Origin of the sequence: Cognatundibacterium squillarum, assembly GCF_014652435.1 — a bacterium.
Taxonomy (GTDB): Bacteria; Pseudomonadota; Gammaproteobacteria; order Burkholderiales; family Burkholderiaceae_D; genus Undibacterium; species Undibacterium squillarum.
The window spans coordinates 213,760-239,006 of record NZ_BMYU01000001.1 but is presented as its reverse complement, the minus strand read 5'-3'; the positions used below and the strand labels follow the sequence as shown (position 1 = coordinate 239,006).

Genomic DNA, 25,247 nt, shown 5'->3' with positions numbered 1-25,247 from the left:
AAACTCTCGCCTACCTGAATTTTGTGGTTCAACACATAGTGAAAAATTTGCCTTATGAATGGCTGGTCGGTCTGCGTTATACCCGTGCAGGCAAACGCAGTGGCCGGAATCGTTTCATTTCTTTCATCTCGACTATCTCGATGTTAGGCATCGGGCTTGGCGTGGCTGCCCTGATCATTGTCTTATCCGTCATGAACGGATTCCAGAAAGAAGTCCGCGACCGCATGTTATCGGTCGTCGCACATATTGAAGTTTTTGATCCGAGCGGCTCTGCGCCTGCTTGGAAAACCACGGCAACGGAAGCATTACGCAATCCGGCAGTAAAAGGTGCCGCACCGTATGTCGACGGGCAGTCGATGATTCTGCACGATGAAACCATGCGCGGCGTTATTTTGCGTGGTGTGCTGCCGGAAGAAGAGCGGAAGGTTTCCGAAGTTGCAGACAAAATCAAGGTCGGCAGTTGGGACGATTTGCGTGCCGGTGAGTTCAATATCATTCTCGGTGCCGCACTGGCGGAAGGTCTGCATGTCGGTGTGGGTGACAAAGTCACGCTGGCGGCACCGGAAGGACAAATGACGCCAGCGGGCGTTATGCCGCGACTGAAAGCGTTTCGTGTCGTCGGCATTTTTGAAGCAGGCCATTACGAATACGATTCCGGCATGGCATTCATGCAGCTGGATGATGCGCAAAAGTTTTTCCGCCTGTCCGCACCGACCGGTATCCGTTTAAAAGTCAATGACATGCTGAAAGCACCGCAAATTGCGCTGGAATTGTCGCGCAGTCTGAGCGGTGATTTGCTGATCCGCGACTGGTCTCAGCAAAACCGCAATTATTTTGCGGCAGTCAAAACAGAAAAAACCATGATGTTCATTATCCTGACCCTGATTGTGGCGGTGGCAGCGTTTAATCTGGTATCGACGCTAGTCATGACGGTGACGGACAAGCAAGCCGATATCGCGATCATGCGTACACTCGGTGCATCACAATGGTCGATCACGAAGATTTTCATGATTCAGGGCGGCATTACCGGTATCGTCGGTACGCTGGGCGGCGTACTGCTGGGCGTTGCAGTTGCACTGAATATCGATGTCATTGTTCCGGCGATCGAACGCATGCTGGGCGTCGCTTTCCTGCCGCGTGAACTGTATTTCGTTTCCAGCCTGCCTTCTGATCTGCGCTGGCCTGATGTCTGGCAGATCAGTGTGATTGCGGTATCTCTCGCATTTGTCGCAACCCTATATCCGAGCTGGAAAGCTTCCAGAGTTAAACCGGCGGAGGCTTTACGTTATGAATAATTCCCGTATTCAACACGGTGATCTGGTGCTTGCTGGTCAGAATCTCAGTAAGAGTTTTACCGAAGGTAATTCTATTGTGCGTGTGCTGGACAAAGTCAGTATCAATGTTCATGCAGGTGAAAGGCTGGCAATTGTTGGCGCATCCGGTTCAGGTAAATCCACCTTGCTGCATTTGCTTGGTGGGCTGGACACACCGAGCAACGGAACCGTGCATTTGCTCGGGCAATGTCTGAACGATATCAGCGAAAAGAAACGCGGCGATTTACGTAATCATGCGCTGGGTTTTGTGTACCAGTTCCATCATTTGCTGGCGGAATTTACTGCGCTTGATAACGTCGCCATGCCTTTACTGATCCGTCGCTGCAATCGCGAACAGGCACAACAAAAGGCAAAAGAAATGCTGATCAAAGTCGGACTGGAGGCGCGGATCACCCATGTACCGGGTGAACTGTCCGGTGGCGAACGTCAGCGTGTTGCGCTTGCACGTGCACTGGTCACTGATCCGGCGTGCGTGCTGGCAGATGAGCCAACCGGCAATCTGGATACGGATACGGCACAACAGGTATTCGACCTGATGCTGGAGCTGTCACAAACCCTCGCAACGGCATTCGTTATTGTGACCCACGACCAGCAACTCGCCGCACGTTGCGACCGCAGATTGCGGCTGACGTCTGAAGGTTTAAAGGAACTGGCATGAAATACCGTGCGCTGAAAAATTCATCGGTCGCGATTGCGCTGATCAGCGCATTTTCGGGTTCTGCCATGGCAGCGGAACTGGCATTGCAAATGGAAACTTCGCTGCGCAGTGACAGTAACCCGCTGAAGTTTTATGATAATCCCGCGCCCGGCGGCCCCGGACCTGGCCCCGTGCAACAGGAACAACGCGGTGGTGATACAGTTACCGGCGCTAATCTCCGTGCCGGCGTGCTGATTCCGCTGGCTTCGGATCAGACACGGCTGATTCTGACGGGCTCACTGGGCTCGGTTCACTACAAAGATTACAGTCAGCTGAATCACCGTGAAAGCGCCGGTGACGCCACGCTGGATGTCAGCATCGCTAATAATGTATTGCTGCAGGCGCATGCGGGCACCGGAAAAAAACTGTTTCAGTATATCAATGGCAGTCTGACCGACCGTGATCTGGTGACATCACGGCAGACCGATTTGAATGCTTACTGGAAGCTGATGAATGATTTTCAGTTCAATGCCGGTTTGTACCGCAATCAAACCAATTATGAATTAGCAGTGAATCAGCTGTATAACAATCATGAAAAAGGCGGACAGTTTTTTCTGCGTTATACATCGCCAACCGGCTCAAGTGTGCAGGCTGGCGTGCGTCAGGGTGAAGCACAATTTACCGATCGCGATTTCCGGCAAATTGCAGATCTGGATCAGGGATATAAAGAACGCGAACTGGCTGCAGACATCGAATGGTTGTACAGCCCAAAGACTGTTTTCAGTGGTCATCTGGGAAAAATCCGCCGTGAATATCATTTCGATGACAGTCGGGATACTTATCTGACGAATCTTGTACTGCGCGGCACTTATCATTTTTCACCGTCACTGCGCTTTGATTTGCAGCTGTTTAATCGTCCGTATTCGCTGATTGATCCGGCGATTCAGTATGTCACCGCAACAGGACAAAGACTGGATCTGAGCTGGAATTACTCTCCGAAATGGAAAATGAATCTGTCTTATTTGCATCAGAACAGTGAACAGCAACTTATTGAGCGCATAGTCCGCACGCGCGGCTATGCAACCCGTAATGAAAAGCTGCAGCGTTTCGGTGCAGGTGCTGTATGGCAGTTTGATCCGCGCTGGCGTCTGATGCTGGATGGTATCGCAGAACGCTCGAATCGCGATGAGGACGGTTTGCGCCAGTCACAGCGGATTATCAGCCTTGCACTTGAATATACTTTTGAGAACCAGACTGGCAGCGCGGATAAACTGCGCCTGCGCCGCTATCAACAGCATTACAGTGCTGTTGAAGGACAATAAAATGCAATCGCTGATACGCAGGATAAGCCGTTTTGCTGCCCGTCACTTTGCAAAAAGCTGGTTGCCGTTTCATGCGCCGCGCGGCGTGGTAAGTTTCAGTTTTGACGATGTACCGCTGAGTGCTTGTGAGCAGGGTGCCGCAATACTGGAAAAGCACGGTGTTCGCGGAACATTTTTTGTGTGCGGTGGTTTGACTGATCAGACCGAGCAAGGGCAGCAATGCCACTCTGAAGACATTCTCCGGCAATTGCACCTCGCCGGCCACGAACTAGGCTGCCATACGTTTTCACACACACATTGCGAGCGCGCTGACAGGGATCAGATTCAGGCAGATTTGCTGCGTAATCAGGATTTTTTTAAGCGCCTGCAATTACCTTTATCCGGATTTGCTTTTCCGTTCGGCGCATACAGCTTTGCCTCGAAATTGCTAGCGAAAGCGCACTTTGGCTATGCCCGTATTACCGGAAACCGCACCATGTTCGATGGTGCTGATGTCTACGCTCTACCTGCGATGGCCTTGTATGAAGGCCGAATGACGCCACAAACATTACAGGCACTGATTCAGGATGTTGCGAAGCGAAAAGGCTGGCTGATCTTCTACACGCACGAAGTAACCCATCAACCCGGACAATGGGGTGCGACACCGGAGTTGCTGGGTTTTTGTATTGCAGAAGCAATCAGCGCAGGCTGCGAAGTGAAAACAATCCGTGATGCCATTTTGTATTTCGAACAGGCGCGACGCAGCTAAAGCCGCGCTTGCAGCTATTTTCCCGCCATCCTGAGCACCTGCCGGTGCCATCATCGGCGCTTTGCATTTCCGTCAGGAAATGCAAATACAGCCTCTGTGTTTATTGCTGGTTTCATGATGTAAATTTTTGCCGGATTCATGCTGAGCTTCGTTAGAATAAACGGGTTTTTGCAAAAAATGAATCTACCATGAGCTCAAATAGCCAGTTCTCCCTGATGCGGCAAAAGCGCTTTGCGCCGTTTTTCTGGACCCAGTTTCTGGGCGCGTTTAATGACAATGTATTTAAAACTGCATTGTTAACAGTGCTGACATTTGACGCTTTGCACTGGACAAACATGCCGGTAAGTCTGCTGAATCAGTTAATTCCGGGTTTGTTTATTCTGCCTTTTGTCATCTTGTCGGCATCTGCCGGACAACTGGCAGATAAAAAAGAAAAAGGCTGGCTGGCCCGCAGAGTGAAACTGCTTGAGATCGTGATTATGCTGGTCTGCGCTTACGGCTGGCTGCAACACAATGTATGGGTGCTGATCGGCGGTGTGGCGGGCATGGGGATACACTCAACCTTATTCGGCCCCGTCAAGTACGCGTACCTGCCGCAACATTTGCATACCGATGAGTTGATCGGTGGTAACGGTCTGATCGAAATGGGCACCTTCGTCGGCATTTTGCTCGGTGAAATCCTCGGCGCAATGCTGGTTTCACATGGTGATGGCGGTGTGATGCTGGTCGCTGGTATCACCATCGGCATCGCAGTACTCGGATATATTGCGAGTCTTGGGATTCCTGAATCCCCGGCAGCGGATCCCGACCTGAAGATGAACTGGAATCCGGTAACGGAAACCATCCGCAATATCGCTTTCAGTAAGCAGAACCGGCCGGTTTTTTTATCCTTACTCGGCAACTCGTGGTTCTGGTTTTACGGCGCGATTATTCTTGCCCAGTTTCCTCTATTTGCGAAAGATTTCCTGCGCGGCGACCACTCGGTGTTCGTGCTGTTGCTGACAGTTTTCTCTTTCGGTATCGGCGCCGGCTCTCTGCTGTGTGAAAAATTATCCGGTCACAAGGTGGAAATCGGTCTCGTGCCATTCGGTTCGATTGGTCTGAGCCTGTTCGGCATTGATTTAGCGCTGGCAAGTCAGGCGTATGTCGCAGCACAGAATGTCACCGCAATGCAGTTTGTGATGCAACCGGGCGCAATCCGCTTGCTGGCAGACATCGTACTGCTTGGTGTATTCGGTGGCTTTTACATCGTGCCTTTATTCGCGCTGATTCAGACTCGCTGCGAACCGGGACATTTGTCACGCACGATTGCTGGGATGAATATCCTGAACGCGCTGTTCATGGTAGTTGCATCACTCGCAGCAAGTGCGATGCTGGTAAAAGGCTTTACGATTCCCCAGATATTTCTCGCAACCGCCATTCTGAATGTATTCGTTGCCGCTTACATTTTCAGTCTGGTACCGGAATTCCTGATGCGCTTCCTCGCATGGATACTGATTCATACTATTCATAAAGTGCGGGGTATCGGCACTGAACATATTCCGGAACAAGGCCCGGCGGTACTGGTTTGTAATCACGTCAGTTATCTGGATGCAGTCGTGCTGATGGCATGCAGCCCGCGTCCTGTACGTTTTGTAATGGATCACAATATTTTTAAAATCCCGCTGATTTCCTGGATTTTCCGCACCGCCAAAACCATTCCGATTGCACCGGCAAAAGAAGACAAATGGCTGATGGAAAAATCTTTCATCGATATTGCACAGGCGCTGGAAGAGGGCGAACTGGTCTGTATTTTCCCGGAAGGCCGGCTTACCGGTAACGGTGACATTAATCAGTTCAAAGGCGGCGTGATGAAAATTATCGAGCGCACACCTGTACCGGTGATTCCGATGGCGTTGCGTGGTTTGTGGGGCAGTATTTTCTCGCGCGATAAAACGAATCCGTTTGAACGCGCATTCCGTCGCGGGCCATTCTCCAGACTGGAGCTGGTTGTCGGTGAGCCTATGCTGCCTACCGCAGTGACACCTGAAATATTGCAAGAGCGCGTGACTGCGTTGCGTGGAAACTGGAGATAAGACATGACAAATTACTGGCGTTCAGCGCTGCCACTGGTTGCACTTTATGCGTTAGCAGCAGGTTCTCAGGCGGCAACGGTCGCCAGTTTTTCACCGCAGGGTGAAGTCACTCAGATCAGTCAGGTCAGGGCACAGTTTTCAGAGCCGATGATCGCATTCGGTGATCCGAAAATTAAAGATCCTTTCACGGTGCAATGTAAAGCCAGAGGAAACGGGCGCTGGACCAATGAAAAAAACTGGGTATATGAATTTACAGAGCCACTGGGTTCCGGCCTGAATTGCCAGTTTAAGCTGATCGCCGGACTGAATGCCTTGTCGGGCAGCCCGGTTCAAGGACAAAGTACATTTACCTTTACCACTGGCGGACCTTTTGTCAGCCGCATTCAGCCATATGCAAGCGCACAGATCGAAGAAGATCAGGCATTTGTATTACAGCATTCTGCTCCGGTGGCGGAATCTGTATTGCGTGAAAAAGTTTATTGCGAACGTAAAGGGGTGGAAGAGCGCATCCCTGTGAAGCTGGTGTCAGGCAAAGATCGGAAAGCGATACTGGATAATCTGCAAATCAAAGTCACTGATGACCGCGTCTCTGTTATTCAGTGCCAGCAAACCTTTCCGAACGCCGCTGAAGTAAGGGTTGTGTGGGAGAAAGGTATCGTCAGTACCGAAGGTGGACCGGCAAACTCTAAGCCACAATCTTTCCGTTACAAAGTCAGACCGGCATTTACTGCAGAGATGAATTGCACACGCGAAAATGCCCGCGCTGCCTGTACGCCGATACTCCCGCTGACACTGACATTCAACACACCGGTTAAGCGTGAACTGATTGAAAAAATCACTCTGAAAACGCCAAAGGCAACGCTGAAACCGGTTTTGTCTGCAGACGACAAGAAAGCGCAGACGCTGAGCTATGTCAGTTTTCCTGCTCCTTATACGGAAAATGCTGAGCTGAGCCTTGAATTGCCATCTTCCCTGACGGATGAGTCCGGTCGCAAATTGGAGAATGCATCTGCTTTCCCGATGAAAATCCGTACCGCAGATTTTCCACCGCTGGCAAAATTTGCGACCGCGCCATTCGGGATTGTTGAATGGACGCCGGATGCAGCAATGCCACTGACCTTACGTCAGGTTGAATTGGATATTGGCGTAAAGCAGGCAGATGGCAAAAAGCCGGCAGGTCAGCTGACGCAATTACGGGCAACGGAAGATGCTGCCATCATAGGCTGGATCGCGCAACTGAATAAGTACCATGAATCCATACTGCGTATCGGTAAGGAAGATGTGCAGTCGCGCACCCTGTCTTTACTGAATCAGCAAAAAGGGACAGAAAAAATCAGTTTACCAAGCGCAGCTAACGATAATAAGCGCCCGTTCGAAGTGGTTGGTATTCCAATGCGCAAGCCGGGTTTTTATGTGTTTGAAGTGGAATCCCGTTTACTCGGCAAAGCGCTGCTGGACCGCGACGCACCAATGTATGTACGCACCAGTGCGCTCACGACCAATCTTGCAGTACATCTGAAAACGGGTCGTGAAAACAGTCTGGTCTGGGTTACGCGTTTGGATAACGGAAAACCGGTTGCAGGTGCCGAGATACGTATTTCTGATTGCCACGGCAAACAAATCTGGAACGGTAAAACCGGCGCGCAGGGAACGGTGCTGGCAAACGTTACATCCGACCAGGCTTGTCCGTCAGTGCAGGGCGCTGAAGCCAAAATTCAGGGATTGTTCGCCAGCGCACGCCTGACAGATGCTAACGGTGTGGAAGACATGTCTTTTGTCTTGTCCAGCTGGAATCAGGGGATAGAAAGTTTCCGCTTCAATTTCCCGACAGATTTCAGTCCGGTCAGCACCAAACGGGCGCATACGATTTTTGACCGCCCGCTGTTCCGTGCGGGTCAGACGGTTTCAATGAAACACGTTTTCCGCTCTGAATCCCGTAACGGATTTGGAAATGTGAATCCGAAAGACTTGCCGGTGAAAGTGCGCATTGTGCATCAGGGTAGCGGGCAGGAATATGTGTTTCCGTTGCAGTGGCGCGGTAATCAGTCCGCGCTGACGCAATTTGCGATTCCGCAGCAGGCAAAACTCGGCACGTATGAAGTGTATCTGGAAAGCACACCCCCAACGGAGAAACGCCCGGAATATGAAGAATGGGGCTTGCCGAGCGGCACGTATCTGACTGGCAGTTTCCGTGTCGAAGAATTTGTACTGCCGACGATGACAGGGCAAATTACCCAGTCTGCGGGTTTGCTGGTTCAGCCTAAGCAGATTCCTTTACAGTTGCAATTGAATTATCTGAACGGCGGTGCTGCTGCAGGCCGTTCAGTTGACGTCAGTGCGGTATTGTCGGGACGCACGCTGCAATACCGTCAGTTTGAAGATTTTCAGTTCGGTCGCTGGAGTGACGGTGAAGACCGTGTGGTCGTCGCAAATAAACAGGCTGTCAGTCTGGACAAAGCAGGTGCCGGTAAGACACTGGTCAATTCCGTACCTGAAATCACCAGCCCGAAACTGCTGCAAGCCGAAATGAATTACACCGATCCGAACGGCGAAATTCAGACAATCAGTCAGACGTTTCCGGTATGGCCCGCCGCTGTTGTGCTCGGTATCAAAACCGAAGGCTGGATTTCACTGCGCGATAAAGCAAGAATCAGACTGGTTGCACTGACACCGGATGGCAAACCGGCGCCGGGAACGAAAGTCAGTGTCAAAGGCCGTCAGGAACTGACGATTTCACATCGTAAGAAGATCGTCGGTGGTTTTTATGCGTATGAAAATCAGGATGAATCCAAAGATCTCGGCGAGCTGTGCAGCGGTAAAGCCGACGAACGCGGCTATTTCCTGTGCGAAGTTGATCTGAAAGTATCCGGCAATATCAACCTGGAAGCGCAGGCACTGGATAAAGATGGCAAAGCATTTCTGACACAATCCAGCATCTGGGTGTCCGGTGCGGAAAACTGGTTCGATGGTGAGAATCAGGACCGCATTGATATTCTGCCGGAACGTAAACATTATCAGCCCGGTGAAACTGCAAAATTCCAGGTACGCATGCCTTTCCGCGCTGCGACCGCACTGGTGGCAGTCGAGCGTGAAGGTATTATCGAAACTTTTACCGTCGAAATTTCTGGCAAAGACCCGAGTATTTCCGTACCGATCAAAGCGGAATACGGGCCGAATGTGTATGTGTCTGTACTGGCGGTGCGCGGACGTATGCGTGAAGTGCCGTGGTATTCCTTCTTCACATGGGGCTGGAAAGAACCGGTTAACTGGTGGCACGAATTCCGCGAATATCAGGCACCAACCGCAACTGTGGATCTGGCAAAACCTGCGTTTAAATACGGTGTGGCAGAAATTTTCGTCAGCCATCAGGGCAATGAAATGAAGATTGGTGTGCAAACCGATCAGGCATCCTACGCTGTACGCGGTAAAGCCCGGGTAAAAATCGATGCAAAACTGGCGGATGGCAAACCAGCAGCAGGCGCAGAACTCGCAATTGCTGTCGTAGACGAAGCTTTGCTGGAATTACAGCCAAACGAGAGCTGGAAATTGCTCAGTGCGATGTATCAGCGCCGCAGCTATGGCGTGGAAACCGCGACGGCACAAATGCAGGTGATCGGTAAGCGTCACTTCGGACGCAAAGCGGTTGCGGCCGGTGGTGGCGGTGGTAAATCACCAACGCGGGAACTGATCGATACTTTGTTGTTGTGGAAGCCGGATGTGGTGCTGGATGCAAATGGTCACGCGGAAATTGAAGTGCCGATTAACGATGCGCTGACCAGTTTCCGAGTTGTCGCTATCGGTACTCACGGCAGCAATGTATTCGGAACCGGTTCGACTTCTTTTATCGTCAAACAGGATTTGCAGATCATCACCGGCCTGCCGCCGATGGTGCGTGAAGGGGATACCTACACAGCGCAACTGACACTGCGCAACACCACGGCGCGCGATATGCAGCTGAGTGTGACTGCAAAAAATGATCAGGAAAATCTGCCTGAACAGCGTGTGAAAGTGGCCGCAGGTGCAGCAGCAGAAGTCAGCTGGCAGCTTACGGTTCCGGCGATCAAAGGCAATGCGGAATCCGATATGCTGCAATGGGAATTTGCTGCAAAGGAAACCGGTTCAGCCAGCCATGCATCTGACAGCCTGAAATTCTCACAAAAACGTGTGACCGCAGTGCCTGTCACCGTGCAACAGGCAACACTGGTGCAGATTGATAAAACACTCAGTATGAATCTGATCCGTCCACAGGATGCACTGCCAGATCGCGGTGGTATTGCACTGAATTACAGTGCCAGCCTGCTGAATGGTACAGAAGGATTGCGTCGCTACTTTGAACGCTATCCTTACAGCTGTCTGGAACAGCGCACATCCAAAGCGATCGGTCTGCGTGATAAACAGATGTGGCAAAAAGTGGTGAATGATCTGCCTTCCTATCTGGATGAAAACGGGCTGGCGTTTTATTTCCCGCTGCAAAGCGGCGCTCAGCAGGGCAGCGATGCGCTGACAGCCTATCTGCTGGCAATCACCCAGGAGGGTGGCTATCCGATTCCTGACGAGTTCCGCAAAAAAATGCTGCAAGGCCTGAGTGATTTTGTGGAAGGTAAAATCACCCGTAAGTACTGGTCGCCATCGGCTGATCTGGATTTCCGTAAGCTGGCTGCGCTGGAAGCATTGTCCCGTTATCAGGCAGTGCAACCGCGTATGCTGGGATCGATCTCTGTCACGCCGAATCTGTGGCCAACCAGTGCTGTACTGGACTGGTACGCGATTCTGAGCCGCAGCGCTGCCATTCCGAAACGGGATCAGTTGCTCAAAGAAGCTGACCAGATATTGCGTGCCCGTCTCAGTTATCAGGGCACAAAAATGATCTTCAATACCGAGCAAAACGATAATCTGTGGTGGCTGATGAGTAACAGCAACAGCAATGCTGTGCGCTTGTTGCTGACGATGGCGGATAAACCGGAATGGAAAGAAGATATGCCGCGCTTGCTGAACGGGGCGCTGCAACGTCAGAATTCCGGTCACTGGGGCACGACGACAGCCAATGCCTGGGGAACGCTGGCTCTGGAAAAATTTGCCCGCACATTTGAAACCGAAAAAGTCAGCGGCGTAACTACGGCGGCATTGGCTGCAATGGACAAACCACTGGCATTCAGCTGGACGGCGAATGATGGCAAAGTCCTGCTGCCGGCCGCACAGTTACGCGCCGGTGAGCAGGTGTTGCAACTGAACCATGAAGGAAAAGGAAAACCGTGGGTGACGCTGCAGAGTCTGGCTGCGATCCCGCTGAAAAATCCTAACTTCAGCGGTCTGCGTCTGACCCGTAAAATCATCCCGGTAGAACAGAAAACGCCGGGGCAGTACAGTAAAGGCGATGTGCTGCGCATTGATGTTCAGATCGAAACCAATGCAGAGCTGGTATGGGTGGTACTGAATGATCCTGTGCCTGCGGGTGCCAGCATCATGGGTTCCGGCCTTGGGCGGGATTCTGCGATCGCTGCAGATCAGGTAGCGGATAACAAAGATGCGCCAGTGTATGAAGAGCGCAGTTTTGATGCCTATCGTGCGTATTATCAGTGGCTGCCGAAAGGAAAAATCACGGCCAGTTATGTGATTCGTCTGAATCAGCCGGGTGACTTCCGCTTGCCGTCTACGCGTGCCGAAGTGATGTATTCGCCGGAGATTTTTGCGGAATTGCCGAATGCCAGCATGATAGTGAAGTAATGCAGCGATCTCATGTCGTGCTGAGTTGCCTGCTGCTGGCTGCAATGCCGGTCAGCAGCAGTGCAATGGAAAATTTTCAGCAAGTTAAAAACCGGTATATCTCTTCGGATGCGCAGTTACTGGACCGTCAGGGCGTTTTACTGCAAACCCTGCGTGTCGATTTCAAAGAGCGTAAAGGCGAGTGGGTCAGACTTGCTGACATTTCCCCCGCCATGCAAACGGCGCTGATTCTGACCGAGGATAAACGCTTTTACGAACACAGCGGCGTGGACTGGAGTGCAGTTGCGGCTGCTGCGTGGGCTAACTTGTGGAATACCAAAACCCGTGGCGCATCCACCTTAACCATGCAACTGGCGGGATTGCTGGAAGCCGACCTGAAGCGCGACGGCGCACGCCGTAATCTGTGGCAAAAGCTGAATCAGACCGTGATTGCGCAGGCGCTGGAGCGGGAATGGCGCAAAGACCAGATTCTCGAAGCTTATCTGAACATGGTGCCGTTTCGCGGCGAACTCAGCGGCATTCACGCGATGTCGCGCACCCTGTTTGAAAAACATCCCAGCGGACTCGATCAGGTCGAAGCAGCAATCGCCGTTTCGCTGATCCGCGCCCCGAATGCCGCGCCAGCCGTTGTTGCGGAACGTGCATGCCGTTTGCTGCAGGAACAGAAATTACCGCAATACTGCCTGAATCTGGAAGGGCAGATCCGCATCGCGTTTTCGCGCAACAGCGCGTCTTACCAATCCGGTTTATCCCGCTCAGACCGCCAGCCCGGCGCGGCGCTGCATCTTGCGCGGCAGTTACTATCGGAAAAGGAACGCAGTGTTCGCAGCACCTTATCGGCGGCGCTGCAAAGGTATGCGCGCGATACGCTGGTGCACCAGCTGGCAGCGTTAAAAGACCGCAATGTCGAAGATGGTGCGGTGGTGGTGCTGGATAACGCCAGCGGTGATGTGCTGGCGTGGATTGGTTCCAGCGGAGCGTTATCCGATGCGCGTGAAGTGGATGGCGTTACTGCTTTGCGTCAGGCCGGTTCCACCCTGAAACCATTTTTGTATGAGCTGGCCTTAGAAAAAAAACTGATCACCGCCGCATCGCTGATCGACGATAGTCCGCTCAGTATCAATACCGGTTACGGTTTATATATCCCGCAGAATTACGACAAACACTTTAAAGGTGTTGTCAGTGCACGTACTGCACTGGCGTCATCGCTGAACATACCTGCAGTGAAATTGCTGGTCGATGTGCAGCCGGAACCGTTTTTTCAGCGTTTGCAGGCACTGGGGCTGGGCCTGAAGGAAACCGGCGGATTTTACGGATACAGTCTTGCGCTGGGTGGTGCGGATGTCAGTCTGCTCAACCTTACCAACGCATACCGTACGCTGGCGAATCTCGGAAGCTACAGCGGTGTACGTACCCGGCTGGATAAACCACCGTCACCGGTCAGCAAAGTATTACAGCCGCCGGCAGCGTTCATTGTCGGCGATATGCTGAGCGACCGGCAGGCGCGTGCCGTCACTTTTGGTATGGAAAATGCGCTGGCAGCCAAGGTCTGGGCAGCGGTGAAAACCGGTACCTCAAAGGACATGCGTGATAACTGGTGTATCGGTTACACCAGCCGCTATACGGTTGGCGTATGGGTCGGTAATGCGTCCGGTGCCCCGATGTGGGATGTGTCGGGCGTAACCGGTGCCGCGCCGGTCTGGCAAGACATCGTCCGCTATCTGCATCGCAACGACACGCCGGCACAAAAACGCTACCGGCCAGCGGCACCTGCGGGTGTCGAACAGGCTCAGATCAGCTACAGCAATCAGCGGGAAGCCGCCCGTAAAGAATGGTTTATGACCGGCACGACGCAAACCCGTATCGCCGTCGGCAATCATGCTTGGGGCGCACCAAAAATTCTGTATCCGTTTGCCGGTGAAGTCATGGCGCTGGACCCTGATATTCCGCCTGCGAATCAGCGCGTGAAATTGCGGGCTTCTGTCGACACCGGCTTTCTGGTCATGGATGGCGAGATCATCAGCACCCCTGTTAAAACCAAAGGTAAATCCGAAGCGGAACAGAGCGCCTTGTGGTTTCCTGCACCGGGCAAACACAAACTGTCTTTACTGAATGAAAAAGGCGAATTGTTAGATCAGGTAGCATTTGAAGTGCGCGGCGCGGTACTGACACCAAAGAAAGGGGCGCAACGCCCGCAAGCTGTGAAGTAAGGCCAGCGGAGAGTACGCTGCATTGTGCAAACTTCGTCATTTTACTTTTCCGAAGGCCCGGACTTTCTGCCGACGACCGCCGGATCGCTGTGCTGAACACCGCATTTGCGCTATTTTTGGCCAATTTTTGCCGTCACCAACGGCTTACATATCGCGAGGCGCCAAGCTGCATTGGTCATAAAAAAGCCAGCAAACCGTATTCAGGCTTGCTGGCTTTTTCGTTTGCGGTAACAGACTATCAGTGAGCGCCGCCTGCATCCACCGGAGCACCACTGCGCTTAGGTTTGGTCATCCAGACGAAGAAGATCAGACCGAGGAACATCCACGCCGCCATCCAGAAGATATCGGTGGCAGCCATTGTGCTGGCTTGTACCGACACTGTGCGGTCTATCATGCCGTAGGCCGCTTGCTCACCGATACCGGCGCGGTGCAGGTTGTCTGCCTGCAGTACAAACTGGCTGGACGCATAGCCGGTGGATTCGGTCAGCCTTGCGTGGTGCAGGGTAGAGCGGTTATCCCACAGCGTGGTCATGATCGATGCACCCATACCGCCGCACATAATCCGGACGAAGTTCGATAAACCCGAGGCCGCCGGAATTTTTTCCGGACGCTGGCCGGACAAAATAATCGAGGTCAGCGGGATAAAGAACATCGACATCGCCGCGCCCTGAATCAGCGTCGGCACCATTAGGTTATAGGTATCCACTTCGGTATTGAAGCGGGCCCGCAGGAAAAACACCAGTGCGAAACCGAGGAAGGCGGTGGTCGCAACCCAGCGCGCATCCAGTTTCGGCAGCAATTTACCAATGACCGGTGACAGCAGAATCGCAAAAATCCCGACCGGCGCCATCACTTTACCGGCTTCGGTGGCGGTGTAACCGAGCTGGGTTTGCAACCACAGCGGCATAATCACCAGACTACCGAAGAACAAGCCGTAGGCGACGGAAATCGCCAGCACGCCGGAGGCAAAATTGCGTCCTTTGAACAGACTCAGATCCACAACAGGATGGTCCTGGCCGTTTTCCCAGATGATGAAGTACACCAAACCAACTACCGCAATCACGGTCAGCAACACGATTTCACCGGAATTGAACCAGTCCAGTTCTTTGCCTTTATCCAGCATCAGCTGCAATGCACCGACCCAGATGACCAGCAGCGCCAGTCCGATTTTATCGACCGGAATTTTACGCACCGCCGATTCCCGTTTGTGATAAATCGACCAGGTTGCCCATGCAGTGAATAAGCCCACCGGCACGTTGATATAGAAAATCCACGGCCAGCTGTAATTGTCAGAAATCCAGCCGCCGAGCAAAGGCCCGACAATCGGCGCGACCAGCGTGGTCATCCCCCATAATGCAAGTGCCATCGAACTTTTCGCGGGCGGATAACTGGCCAGCAACAGGGATTGCGACAAGGGAATCATCGGGCCAGCCACGGCGCCCTGAATAATCCGCGCCACGATCAGGGTTTCGATATTCGGTGCCATACCGCACAGCCATGAAGACAAGACGAACAGCAATACCGAAGTCATGAATAAACGCACCTGACCAAACTGCATGGTCAGCCAGCCGGTCAGCGGCACCGAAATCGCATTCGCCACCGCGAACGAGGTAATCACCCAGGTTCCCTGCTGCGGCGACACACCCAGATTACCGGAGATGGCCGGAATCGATACGTTGGCAATCGACGAATCCAGCACGTTCATAAAGACCGCCAGCGACAAGGCCAGCGTTCCCATCGCCAGCTCGCCCCCTTTCAGGGGCGGGTGATGGATGTGTGCTTGCTGGCTCATGATTTACCTGCGCCGGAATGTTCGCGAATGATTTTCTGAATACGGCTGTCAGCATCGGCCACTGCGTGATCAAACACGGCAGTCTGATACACCGTTGTTTTGTTATCCGCAGCAGTCACCGCAACTGGTTTGCCAGACTGGTCAGAAATATCAACCTGTACGTGCATGGACAAGCCAACGCGCAGCGGGTTTTTCTCCAGTTCTTTCGGATCTAAAGCGATACGCACCGGAATACGCTGCACGACTTTAATCCAGTTACCAGTGGCGTTTTGCGCTGGCAACAGAGAAAACGCAGAACCGGTACCGGCCGACATACCGGCAATTTTGCCGTGGTAAGTAATGTCGTCGCCGTACAGATCTGCATGCAGCGTGACTGGCTGACCGATACGCATTTTGGTGATCTGACCTTCTTTAAAGTTTGCATCCACCCAAAGCGAATTCAGCGGAACGACAGACAGCAACGGCGTACCCGGTGCCACGCGCTGGCCAACCTGTACCGCGCGTTTAGCGATGTAACCGGAAACCGGTGCCGGAATCACCGTGCGGCTTTCCTGCACCAGCAGTTCGCGCAGACGCGCTGCAGCACGCAATACATTCGGATGCTGAGCCACGCTGGTGTTGTCGGTCATTACTTTATTGGAAGCGAGCTGATCTTTCGCCGCAGTCAGTGCCGCTTCCGCTGCTTTCAGACTGGTTTTTGCATGTTCGATTTCTTCCGCAGAGATCGCGCCGGTATTCGCCAGACCTTGACGGCGCGACAAATCTGCTTTGGCACGTTCAACATCCACCGCGCGGGCATCTGCCATCGCCTGCAAACCGGCGTTATTGGCAAACAGCACGCGCACTTCGCGCACCGCCTGTGCCAGTTGCGCTTCGGCTTGTTCAATCGCGACTTTACTGTCGGTCTTGTCCAGCGCGATCAGCGGTTTGCCTGCTTCGATGTATTCGGTATCGTCGCCATTGACCGCCAGTACAGTACCGGCGATTTGCGGTGTGACTTGCACCACATTGCCTGCCGCATACGCATCTTCGGTTTGCTCATATTTGCTGAGCACGGTTTTCCAGTAAGCGCCGTAACCGATACCGGCAACCGCCAGAACGGCAGTCACGAAGAGCAGGCGGGTTTTGCGACCGTTGGATGGAACTGGCTGTTCGTTTTCTTGCATGGTATTCATCTGTATTCCCGTATTTTTTCTTAATTGATATCAGTGTTCTTGCTGCTGGCTCAGTTTGCGGCCGGTACATCACCGCCAATAGCGCGGATCAGGGCGATCTGAGAAAGCGTCATCTTGCTTTGGATGTCGTTCAGGTTTTTCTTTTGGCCGACTTCATTGATTTCCGCTTGCAGGACGGGCAGGGCAGTGCCGGTACCGGCGCGCTGACGCAGCGTTGCCAGTTGCTGCAGCTGATTTGCGGATTGCCGCGCAGATTCTGCGATCTTGCGCTGCTCATTCAGTTTTTGCAGGCTTTGGACTTGCTCTGCAGCATCTTTGAAGGCGCTTTGCAAGGACTGGTTATAGCTGTAGACCGCCGTGTCATACTCGGCCACGTTACGGCTCAGGCTGGCACGCAGACGACCACCATCAAAAATTGGCAAAGACAGCACCGGACCAGCACCGGCAATCGCACTACCGGATTTCAGCAAATGATCCAGTCCCAGACTGCTCAGACCGGCAAATGCACTGATATTGATATCCGGATAAAAATTCGCTTTTGCCTGCGCGATACCGGCATCTGCCGCCTCAACGCGCCAGCGCGCAGCAACGATTTCCGGTTTGCGGGCAATCAGATGCAGCGGCAGATTTTCCGGTGGCAGCGTCAGACCCTGTACCGATGCAGCCGGTACCGCAATGCTGGCGGCGTAATCCGGTGTTTTACCCAGCAATAAAGCCAGTTGCAGCTTTGCGCTGTCGATACCGTCTTTCCATTGCTGAATTTCTTGCAGCAGCGCAGATTCGCTCAGTTCGTTCTGGCGGATTTCCGTCTGGTTTTCCAGACCGGCTTTGGCGCGTGCTTTCGATAATTCACTGATACGCTGACGCAGTTTTAGCTGTGTCGTTGTCAGTTCCAGTGCCTGCGCATGGTGATTCAGTTGCACCCATTGCGATGCAATCGCTGCCGCCAGACTCATACGGGCAGCGGCTAATTCTGCTTCGGTGGCGGCTTTCTGGCTGACGGCCGATTTCAACGCAGCCTGATGCTTGCCCCAGAAATCCAGATCGTATTTGACGCCAACCGTTACCTGATTATTGGTATCCCAGGTGCCACCCAGCGGCGGCGGGATCATGCCGGTTTCCGTAAAGCGCTGATAAGTGCTTTCTGCCTGCAAACCTGCGGAAGGCAGGGTGCTGGCGCGTGCCAGCGCTTCTGAAGTTGCAGCGGCGCTGATACGGGTGCGTGCCATATCGATGCCCGGGTTGTCTTTCAGGCCGGTTGCAATCAGTTGCGCGAGAGACTCACCGCCGATGCGCTGCGGCCATTGCACTGCATCCCATGCAGCATCGTTCTGCGCAGTGGTTTCAGGAACCTGCATCAGCTTCGCTTGCGGGGAAATTCCCTGAAAGTTTGCGCAACCGTTCAGCAGCAAGACGCTGGCCACGGCCAGAACGCTGAGTGCGGGTTTCAATTTGACTGGTTTGTTCGGATTCATAAATCACTCATTCATTGCTTGGTTTTTCGTTGCCTTGACAACTAAAATCTCTGGCATCCAGTAACGGACGGTTTGCCAGCAGCTTACGTAACAGGCATTTCAGGAAACCCAGTTCCTCCTGTGTAAAGCCATCCAGCGCCACATCCAGTACTTCGCGGTACAAAGGCGGCAGGCTGACCGCCACTTCATGGCCTGTTTCCGTGAGTTCCAGCTTCAGCGTGCGGCGGTCAGCAGGATCTGCCACACGGCGTACCAGACCTTTTTCTTCCAGCTTATCGAGCGAGCGCTTCAGCGCTGCAGGATCGATAAACAGTTCACGCGCCATCGTGGCCGCCGTGACATTGGTATTCATCGACAGCGAAATCATGATGCTGCCCTGCGCATGGGTAATACCTGCGCGACTGAGTGCCTGATCCACAGAACGCGACAGCATGGTGCGCGAGCGTGCCAGCAGATAACCGACACTGTTTTCCACCTGTGTGACATCAAACTCCAGCGGCTTGGGTGCTTGCTGCATATCATTCCCTCCGGAAATTCATTGACTAGGCAATAGTCTACATCAGTTTTATTTTTTGTGCAGAGAGCGGCGATTTTTCAGTAATTTCTGCATACATGCGCGAGCGCCGACCTGAAATGCACTGCTTTTTCGATTAATTACGCCTATCTTTTACTTATTTCGTTTATTTCTCGGATTTGCTGACTTGCGGAGCAGAACAGGAGCCGGCAGTTATCAGCCGCTGCCCCAGCCATCTTTAGAAAAGCACTTCAAATTCGCGCGCTACCGGCCTGTGGTGTTGGCCTCTCAGGAAAACTCTGGAGACGAATACGAATGACATTCTTGCGCTCCCATGTCAGAAAGCGGCCTTCCTGAAGTCACGATTGTGCAATTATCGTCATCACGTATTTTCGGAAGCCCGGACTTTCTGCCGACGACCACCGGGTTGCTGCGCTGAACACCGCATTTTGATGTTAAAACAGCAAAATAACGGGGGATTAGACGTATTGCAGCGCGCCCTACGGGCTGGACACAGACCTGCCTAGCAGCATACCTTTAACTTTGAGGTAGAGGGGTTCCATACTTACTTTGCTGGATTGGGTGGGGCTTGGGTGCATAATTCAAATTGTGATTTGTTATTTGGAAAAAATGCTAAAGGACATTTAATTAAACACGCTGATGTTTTAGGCTTTGGCGAACATTCTGCTCAACAGTTGCAGAAAATGGTGCCCGAGCTTCAACAGGCAATGGCATCAACATGAGAACGTGTTGATGTATGTGAGTAACGGAAAAACGGTGGTTACCGAAGCTAATGGAACGTTTATTACAGTTATTGGAAAGACATCAAATAGGTGGTATGAAAAGGCTCCGAACTTAATTAGGTAATTTATATGAAATTTAATGCGCTATTGAATGAGAGAATTCGAAATTTATTTTTGATTATGTGGCCACCCTTTGGTGAAGATCATGACGCTGCTACGAGTATAGCTATCGGCATTTGCTTTTATGGCAGATTGGAAATGTATGTTATTTCAACGGATAAAGCAGATAATTGGAGTCCTAAAGTAACAATTGAAGAAGAACCTAAATTTCCATACTCACATTTGGAATTTCATGTACGTCTGGGTAAAATGGAGGAATTGTGAGTTGGAAGAAGTAATTGATAACGAATATTATGATTTCACAAAAAGCAAAACATTTCGTGAGATTGTTGACCATAATATTTTAGATATTGAATTTATTGGCACTTCAAATGAGAAACCATTTGGTGTGAAGCTAAAATTTGAAAGTGATTATTTAATGCTAACTCCGATTGCAGATGGCAGTACAGTTGAAAGTAAAAATTTTGGATTGCTTAGAAACATTGATTCTTTTCGGAACTTTGGGAAAATTGAATTTTTATCAATCAAACATGAAGCTGGAATAGTTAGACGGGACGAGTGAAAGTGCTCTGTTATCCGTTCACAGTGTCCGCGAGACTCATCAGTTGACTTTCAGGGCGCATTGCAATACGCCAAAAGGGGAATGACCGAGTTGCTGCAAAAAAAACGTAAATCGGCGGTTAGTTCTGACATATATGCAAATATCGTCACCTCTATTTTCCGCAAACCGAGACTTTCTGCCGACGACAGCCGGGGTGCTGTGCCAAAGTCCGCATTTAAGGCATTTTCTGGCTCAAAAATCTGAATTTGCTGCCGGCTGGAAGTAACAGACGATCTGCTCCGGCATTCGTTACGAAGAGGAGGGAAGGTCGGATGTTTAGACGCTGACGTTTTCGCGGTCACGGCCGGTACTTTGCAAACTGACGGACGAAAAAAAACGCTGCCGCAGCAGCGTTTTTAAGCGGGAAACAAAAAGCTTACAGAATCTCGCTGGCGTGATCTGCCAGACGTGAACGTTCGCCGCGTGCCAGAGTGACATGACCGCTGTGTGCCCAACCTTTGAAGCGATCCACCACATAGGTCAGGCCGCTGGAGCCTTCGGTCAGATATGGCGTATCGATCTGCGCGATGTTACCCAGACAAACGATTTTGGTGCCCGGACCTGCACGGGTGACCAGCGTTTTCATTTGCTTCGGCGTCAAGTTCTGCGCTTCGTCGATAATCAGGAATTTATTCACGAAGGTACGTCCGCGCATAAAGTTCAGCGATTTGATCTTGATCTTGGAACGGATCAGATCCTGTGTCGCTGCACGTCCCCAGTCACCGGCATCGTTGTCGGATTTGTTCAGCACTTCCAGATTGTCGTCAAACGCGCCCATCCAGGGCGACATTTTTTCTTCCTCAGTACCCGGCAGGAAGCCAATGTCTTCGCCGACCGGTACGGTCACACGGGTAACGATAATCTCGTTATAGGTTTTGCTTTCGAGTACCTGCGCCAGACCGGAAGCCAGTGCCAGCAGGGTTTTACCGGTACCAGCCTGACCAAGCAGGGTCACGAAATCGCATTCCGGATCCATTAGCAGATTCAGTGCGAAATTCTGTTCGCGGTTACGGGCGGAAATGCCCCAGATGCTATGCTTGACGTGGCTGTAATCGCGCAGGGTTTGCAGAACGGCAGTTTTGCCATTGATCTGACGCACCTGACCATAAAACGCGGCTTCGCCGTTTTTCGGTTCCAGATACACAAACTGGTTCACCAGCAGGCTGGGAATCACAGGGCCGGTAATGCGGTAGAAGGTGGTACTGATACCGTTTTTGTTTTCCTGCCAGGTTTCGATGCCTTTGCCATGCTTATTCCAGAAATCGTCCGGTAACTGCACAACGCCGGAATACAGCAAATCTGAGTCTTCCAGCACATGGTCATTGAAGTAATCTTCTGCAGCCAGACCCAGCGCACGCGCTTTGATACGCATGTTGATGTCTTTGGAAACCAGCACGATAGGACGACCCGGATATTCCGCTTCCAGCGCCTGCACCACGCCCAGAATCTGGTTGTCGGCTTTGCCTTTCGGTAAGCCTGCCGGCTGCGTGATTTCAGATAACTTGGTCTGGAAATACAGTTTGCCGCCGGCATCGCGGTTGCCCAGTTTGGACAGCGGAATCCCTTTTTCGATGGACTGGTGATCGATATCCGCAACCAGCGCATCCAGCGAACGGGACACCTGACGCGCATTCCGCGCGACTTCCGACATGCCTTTTTTATGATCATCCAGTTCTTCGAGTGTGATCATCGGCAAATAAACATCATGCTCCTCAAAGCGGAACAGAGAAGTCGGATCGTGCATCAGCACATTTGTATCCAGTACAAACATTTTTGCCTGACCGGATTTATCCGCCGCGCGGCTGATTTGCGATTTCGGTTTGTTACCGGATTCTGCTTTCGCCGGTGCAGCTGGGGCAGGGCGCTCAGCAATAGTTTTCTTGGCTTTCTTCGCCACGGCCTGCGCCGCATTCGGTGTTGCAACCGGAGCAGCCACCACTTCCGGTGTTGCTTTCGGTGTGACTGCTTTTTTAGCGCTGGATTTAGCGGGCGCGCTTTCCGGCGTATCTTTCGCTTTCACCTTGGCCGGCTTCGTGTCAGATGCCTCTGGCACGTTGTAATCTTTTTGCGCCAGCAGGGCTGCCGGTTTTGTTGGCATCTTGGGTAATGGCATACGGACCTCGGAAAAATGTGAGGAGACAGAAAATAAAAAACCGCACTGACAGCGCCGGAGTTTCCGGCTGGCTGTGATAGTGCGGCGGCAGTAAGATATTGTCTGTAATCAAGCTGTTGGCAGTGTGCTAACGAATTGCAGAACTTCTTCGACGTGATTTGCAACCTTCACGCCTCTCCATTCTTTCACCAACACGCCTTTTGCGTCAATGACAAAAGTGCTGCGTTCAATGCCACGAACTTGCTTGCCATACATATTTTTCAGTTTTATCACCTGAAAGGTCTGGCATAAAGCTTCATCCGGATCACTGATCAGCTCAAACGGTAAATCGAGTTTTTTCTTAAAGCCTTCATGGGAGCGAAGACTGTCACGGCTGATGCCGACGATGACGGTGTTATACGCATCAAACTGAGCTTGCGCATCGCGGAAAGCAATGCTTTCCGTTGTGCAGCCGGGGGTATTATCTTTTGGGTAAAAATACAACACCAGATTTTTTCCGGCAAATTCAGACAAATGAAATTCTTTTTCACTGGTCATTTGTGCGGAAAAAGAGGGAATCGGGCAATTCACCGCGATTGTATTGTCAGCCACTGTTTTCTCCTTGTTGAAACTGAGGGGGGAAGTGTATTGCTGACAAACTTCCCGCCAATCAGTTCACTGCAATCAGTTCACCTGAACGCCCGGGCACACTGTCCCACAGTAGCGGTTTGGTTGGAAAATCCTGATCTGCAATTTGTTTAAAGTAGTGCTCCATCGAAACGCAGTCATAGCCCTGCGCTTTCCATCCTGACAAAAGCTGCTCGAAGATGGGGGCAAGTTTCTGACCTTCAAGTTCCGCATGCAAAGTAAATACGTGGTCACGCGGCGTTGCCGTCAGGCTCAGAATGTGCGCGGCGATATTGGCGGTCGTGATTTGTTTGTCACCGATATCGCGACCGAGTAACTCATCCAGCGTCGGCAGTGTGGTCGGCATTTGCAGACATTGCATAGTCTTGCCATCCACGCTCAGGCGATAAGGACCTGTTGCGGGGTTTCGCAGTGAGCCATCGTCATTCAAAAGCGCGCGGCCATCGGATGCATACTGCATTTCAGCACTGTCCAGTTGGCGGAATGCATCACCGTTCATTTGCCAGCCCGCAGCACCGTGTGTCGGTGCGGCATAGCCGAAAATATCGCGGAAACGTCGCTCAGCCTGCTGCATCTGGCGCTGAGTCCATGCTGCATCTTTGTAGCGGACTGCGTCCTGCCACAATACGTGATCCCAGGTGTGGATGCCGCACTCAAATCCCTGATCGCGTACCAGATGCATTTCTTCGCGGCACTGACCAATATCCGGCCCGGGCAGAAACACGCCGTACATCAGGGTTTTGAGACCATAATGTTCAACGACAGAGGTACGGGAAACTTTTTGAAAAAAACCCGGCCGGAAGGCGCGTTTCAGCGCCCATCCGGTGTGGTCTTTTCCCAGCGAGAACAGGAATGTTGCTCCGGCCTGATGTTTTTTCAGTATCCGGACCAGATTCGGCACGCCTTCTCTGGTTCCGCGATAGGTATCAACATCAATTTTTAATGCAATAACCGGCATCAGTGGATTAATCCATCAGTGCGCGTGCTTCGGCTACCTGAGAACGGTAAGCGTCGAAAATATTGCGCATGGTGTCTTTCATCGTGGTGCTAGGATTCCAGCCCAGTTCTTCGCAGGTATTGGTGATTTTCGGAACGCGGTTTTTCACGTCCTGATAACCGTTACCGTAGTAGGCGTCGGAAGTCGTTTCAATCAGCTGAACTTTTTTCGCGTTTTCTGCGTATTCAGGATACTCAGCAGCCAGATCCAGCATCATGTGTGCCAGTTCACGGATAGAGTAGTTATTGGTCGGATTACCGATGTTGTAGATTTTGCCGGAAGCAACGCCGTTTTTATTGTCGATAATACGCATCAGCGCATCGATACCGTCGTCGATGTAAGTGAAAGCACGTTTCTGCGCACCACCGTCAACCAGAGAAATATTCTCACCGCGAACGATGTGACCGAAGAACTGCGTCACAACACGGGAGCTGCCTTCTTTTGGTGTGTGAATGCTGTCCAGACCTGCGCCGATCCAGTTAAACGGACGGAACAGTGTGAAGTTCAGACCTTCCATGCCGTAACCCCAGATCACGCGATCCATCAGCTGTTTCGCGCAGGAGTAAATCCAGCGTGGTTTGTTGATCGGGCCGCAGATCAGTTCAGACTGGTCCGGGTCAAACTCTTCATCGTGGCACATACCGTACACTTCGGAAGTGGACGGGAATACCAGATGTTTGCCATATTTTGCAGCGGAACGGACGATAGGCAGATTCGCTTCAAAATCCAGTTCAAACACGCGCAGTGGCTGTTTTACGTAAGTAGACGGTGTTGCGATCGCGACCAGCGGCAGAATCACATCACATTTTTTGACATGATATTCAACCCATTCTTTATTGATGGTGATGTCACCTTCAAAGAAGTGCATGCGCGGGTGATTAATCAGGTCGCCCAGACGCTCGGTTTGCATGTCCATGCCATACACTTCCCAGTCGGTTGTTTCGAGAATGCGTTTGGACAGGTGGTGACCGATAAAACCGTTCACGCCGAGGATGAGGACTTTTTTCATAGTATGTTCTTCTTAAAAAATGATTACTCAG

The 25,247-nt window shown here is 52.0% G+C and carries 17 protein-coding genes; 9 read left to right on the top strand and 8 right to left on the bottom strand.

Features of this window, described 5'->3' with window-relative positions; genetic code table 11:
* Window positions 1-23 precede the first annotated feature (23 nt).
* The 7 genes from IE092_RS01030 (at window position 24) to pbpC (ending at window position 14,050) form a co-directional block, all read left to right on the top strand.
* Complete coding sequence (locus tag IE092_RS01030) at window positions 24-1,295, top strand: lipoprotein-releasing ABC transporter permease subunit (RefSeq protein WP_229792962.1); 1,272 nt, start codon at window positions 24-26, stop codon at window positions 1,293-1,295.
* Window positions 1,288-1,992, top strand: a complete 705-nt coding sequence (gene lolD / locus IE092_RS01025) for a lipoprotein-releasing ABC transporter ATP-binding protein LolD (protein ID WP_189355153.1) — start codon at window positions 1,288-1,290, stop codon at window positions 1,990-1,992. Before IE092_RS01030 ends, lolD begins: the two co-directional genes overlap by 8 nt.
* Window positions 1,989-3,293, top strand: coding sequence for a hypothetical protein (locus IE092_RS01020; RefSeq protein WP_189355152.1), 1,305 nt, complete (start codon window positions 1,989-1,991; stop codon window positions 3,291-3,293). Before lolD ends, IE092_RS01020 begins: the two co-directional genes overlap by 4 nt.
* A 1-nt stretch (window position 3,294) precedes the next feature.
* Complete coding sequence (locus IE092_RS01015; RefSeq protein WP_189355151.1) at window positions 3,295-4,041, top strand: polysaccharide deacetylase family protein; 747 nt, start codon at window positions 3,295-3,297, stop codon at window positions 4,039-4,041.
* A 188-nt stretch (window positions 4,042-4,229) separates the two neighbouring features.
* Window positions 4,230-6,116: an MFS transporter gene (locus tag IE092_RS01010; protein ID WP_189355150.1), complete on the top strand. Its 1,887-nt coding sequence runs from the start codon at window positions 4,230-4,232 to the stop codon at window positions 6,114-6,116.
* 3 nt (window positions 6,117-6,119) lie between these two features.
* Window positions 6,120-11,840, top strand: coding sequence for an alpha-2-macroglobulin family protein (locus IE092_RS01005; RefSeq protein ID WP_189355149.1), 5,721 nt, complete (start codon window positions 6,120-6,122; stop codon window positions 11,838-11,840).
* Complete coding sequence (pbpC, locus tag IE092_RS01000) at window positions 11,840-14,050, top strand: penicillin-binding protein 1C (protein WP_189355148.1); 2,211 nt, start codon at window positions 11,840-11,842, stop codon at window positions 14,048-14,050. Before IE092_RS01005 ends, pbpC begins: the two co-directional genes overlap by 1 nt.
* Window positions 14,051-14,288: 238 nt before the next feature.
* Here the strand turns inward: pbpC and IE092_RS00995 are convergent, their stop codons facing one another.
* Genes IE092_RS00995 through IE092_RS00980 form a run of 4 tightly spaced genes read right to left on the bottom strand, consistent with a single transcriptional unit; the run spans window position 14,289 to window position 19,009 of the window.
* Window positions 14,289-15,842, bottom strand: a complete 1,554-nt coding sequence (locus IE092_RS00995) for a DHA2 family efflux MFS transporter permease subunit (protein WP_189355147.1) — start codon at window positions 15,840-15,842, stop codon at window positions 14,289-14,291.
* Entirely contained in the window at window positions 15,839-17,017 is a 1,179-nt protein-coding gene (locus IE092_RS00990; protein WP_189355146.1) for an HlyD family secretion protein, read from the bottom strand. Before IE092_RS00990 ends, IE092_RS00995 begins: the two co-directional genes overlap by 4 nt.
* 50 nt (window positions 17,018-17,067) lie before the next feature.
* Entirely contained in the window at window positions 17,068-18,492 is a 1,425-nt protein-coding gene (locus IE092_RS00985) for an efflux transporter outer membrane subunit (RefSeq protein WP_189355145.1), read from the bottom strand.
* A gap of 7 nt (window positions 18,493-18,499) precedes the next feature.
* Window positions 18,500-19,009: a MarR family winged helix-turn-helix transcriptional regulator gene (locus IE092_RS00980; RefSeq protein ID WP_189355144.1), complete on the bottom strand. Its 510-nt coding sequence runs from the start codon at window positions 19,007-19,009 to the stop codon at window positions 18,500-18,502.
* A gap of 869 nt (window positions 19,010-19,878) precedes the next feature.
* On the opposite strand from IE092_RS00980, the gene IE092_RS00975 reads away from it, so the two are divergent.
* Together IE092_RS00975 and IE092_RS00970 are read left to right on the top strand one after the other, a co-directional pair.
* Window positions 19,879-20,133 carry a hypothetical protein gene (locus IE092_RS00975; protein ID WP_189355143.1) on the top strand — a complete coding sequence of 85 codons (255 nt, stop codon included), beginning with the start codon at window positions 19,879-19,881 and terminating at the stop codon, window positions 20,131-20,133.
* Between the two features lies 1 nt (window position 20,134).
* Window positions 20,135-20,431, top strand: coding sequence for a hypothetical protein (locus IE092_RS00970; RefSeq protein ID WP_189355142.1), 297 nt, complete (start codon window positions 20,135-20,137; stop codon window positions 20,429-20,431).
* Window positions 20,432-20,846: 415 nt separating this feature from the next.
* Here the strand turns inward: IE092_RS00970 and IE092_RS00965 are convergent, their stop codons facing one another.
* The 4 genes from IE092_RS00965 to IE092_RS00950 form a co-directional block, all read right to left on the bottom strand.
* Window positions 20,847-22,583, bottom strand: coding sequence for a PhoH family protein (locus tag IE092_RS00965; protein WP_189355141.1), 1,737 nt, complete (start codon window positions 22,581-22,583; stop codon window positions 20,847-20,849).
* Window positions 22,584-22,691: 108 nt separating this feature from the next.
* Window positions 22,692-23,174, bottom strand: coding sequence for a peroxiredoxin (locus tag IE092_RS00960; protein WP_268249255.1), 483 nt, complete (start codon window positions 23,172-23,174; stop codon window positions 22,692-22,694).
* Window positions 23,175-23,232: 58 nt separating this feature from the next.
* Window positions 23,233-24,168 carry a polysaccharide deacetylase family protein gene (locus tag IE092_RS00955; protein ID WP_189355140.1) on the bottom strand — a complete coding sequence of 312 codons (936 nt, stop codon included), beginning with the start codon at window positions 24,166-24,168 and terminating at the stop codon, window positions 23,233-23,235.
* Between the two features lie 7 nt (window positions 24,169-24,175).
* Window positions 24,176-25,216, bottom strand: coding sequence for a bifunctional UDP-4-keto-pentose/UDP-xylose synthase (locus IE092_RS00950; protein ID WP_189355139.1), 1,041 nt, complete (start codon window positions 25,214-25,216; stop codon window positions 24,176-24,178).
* Window positions 25,217-25,247: the final 31 nt, after the last annotated feature.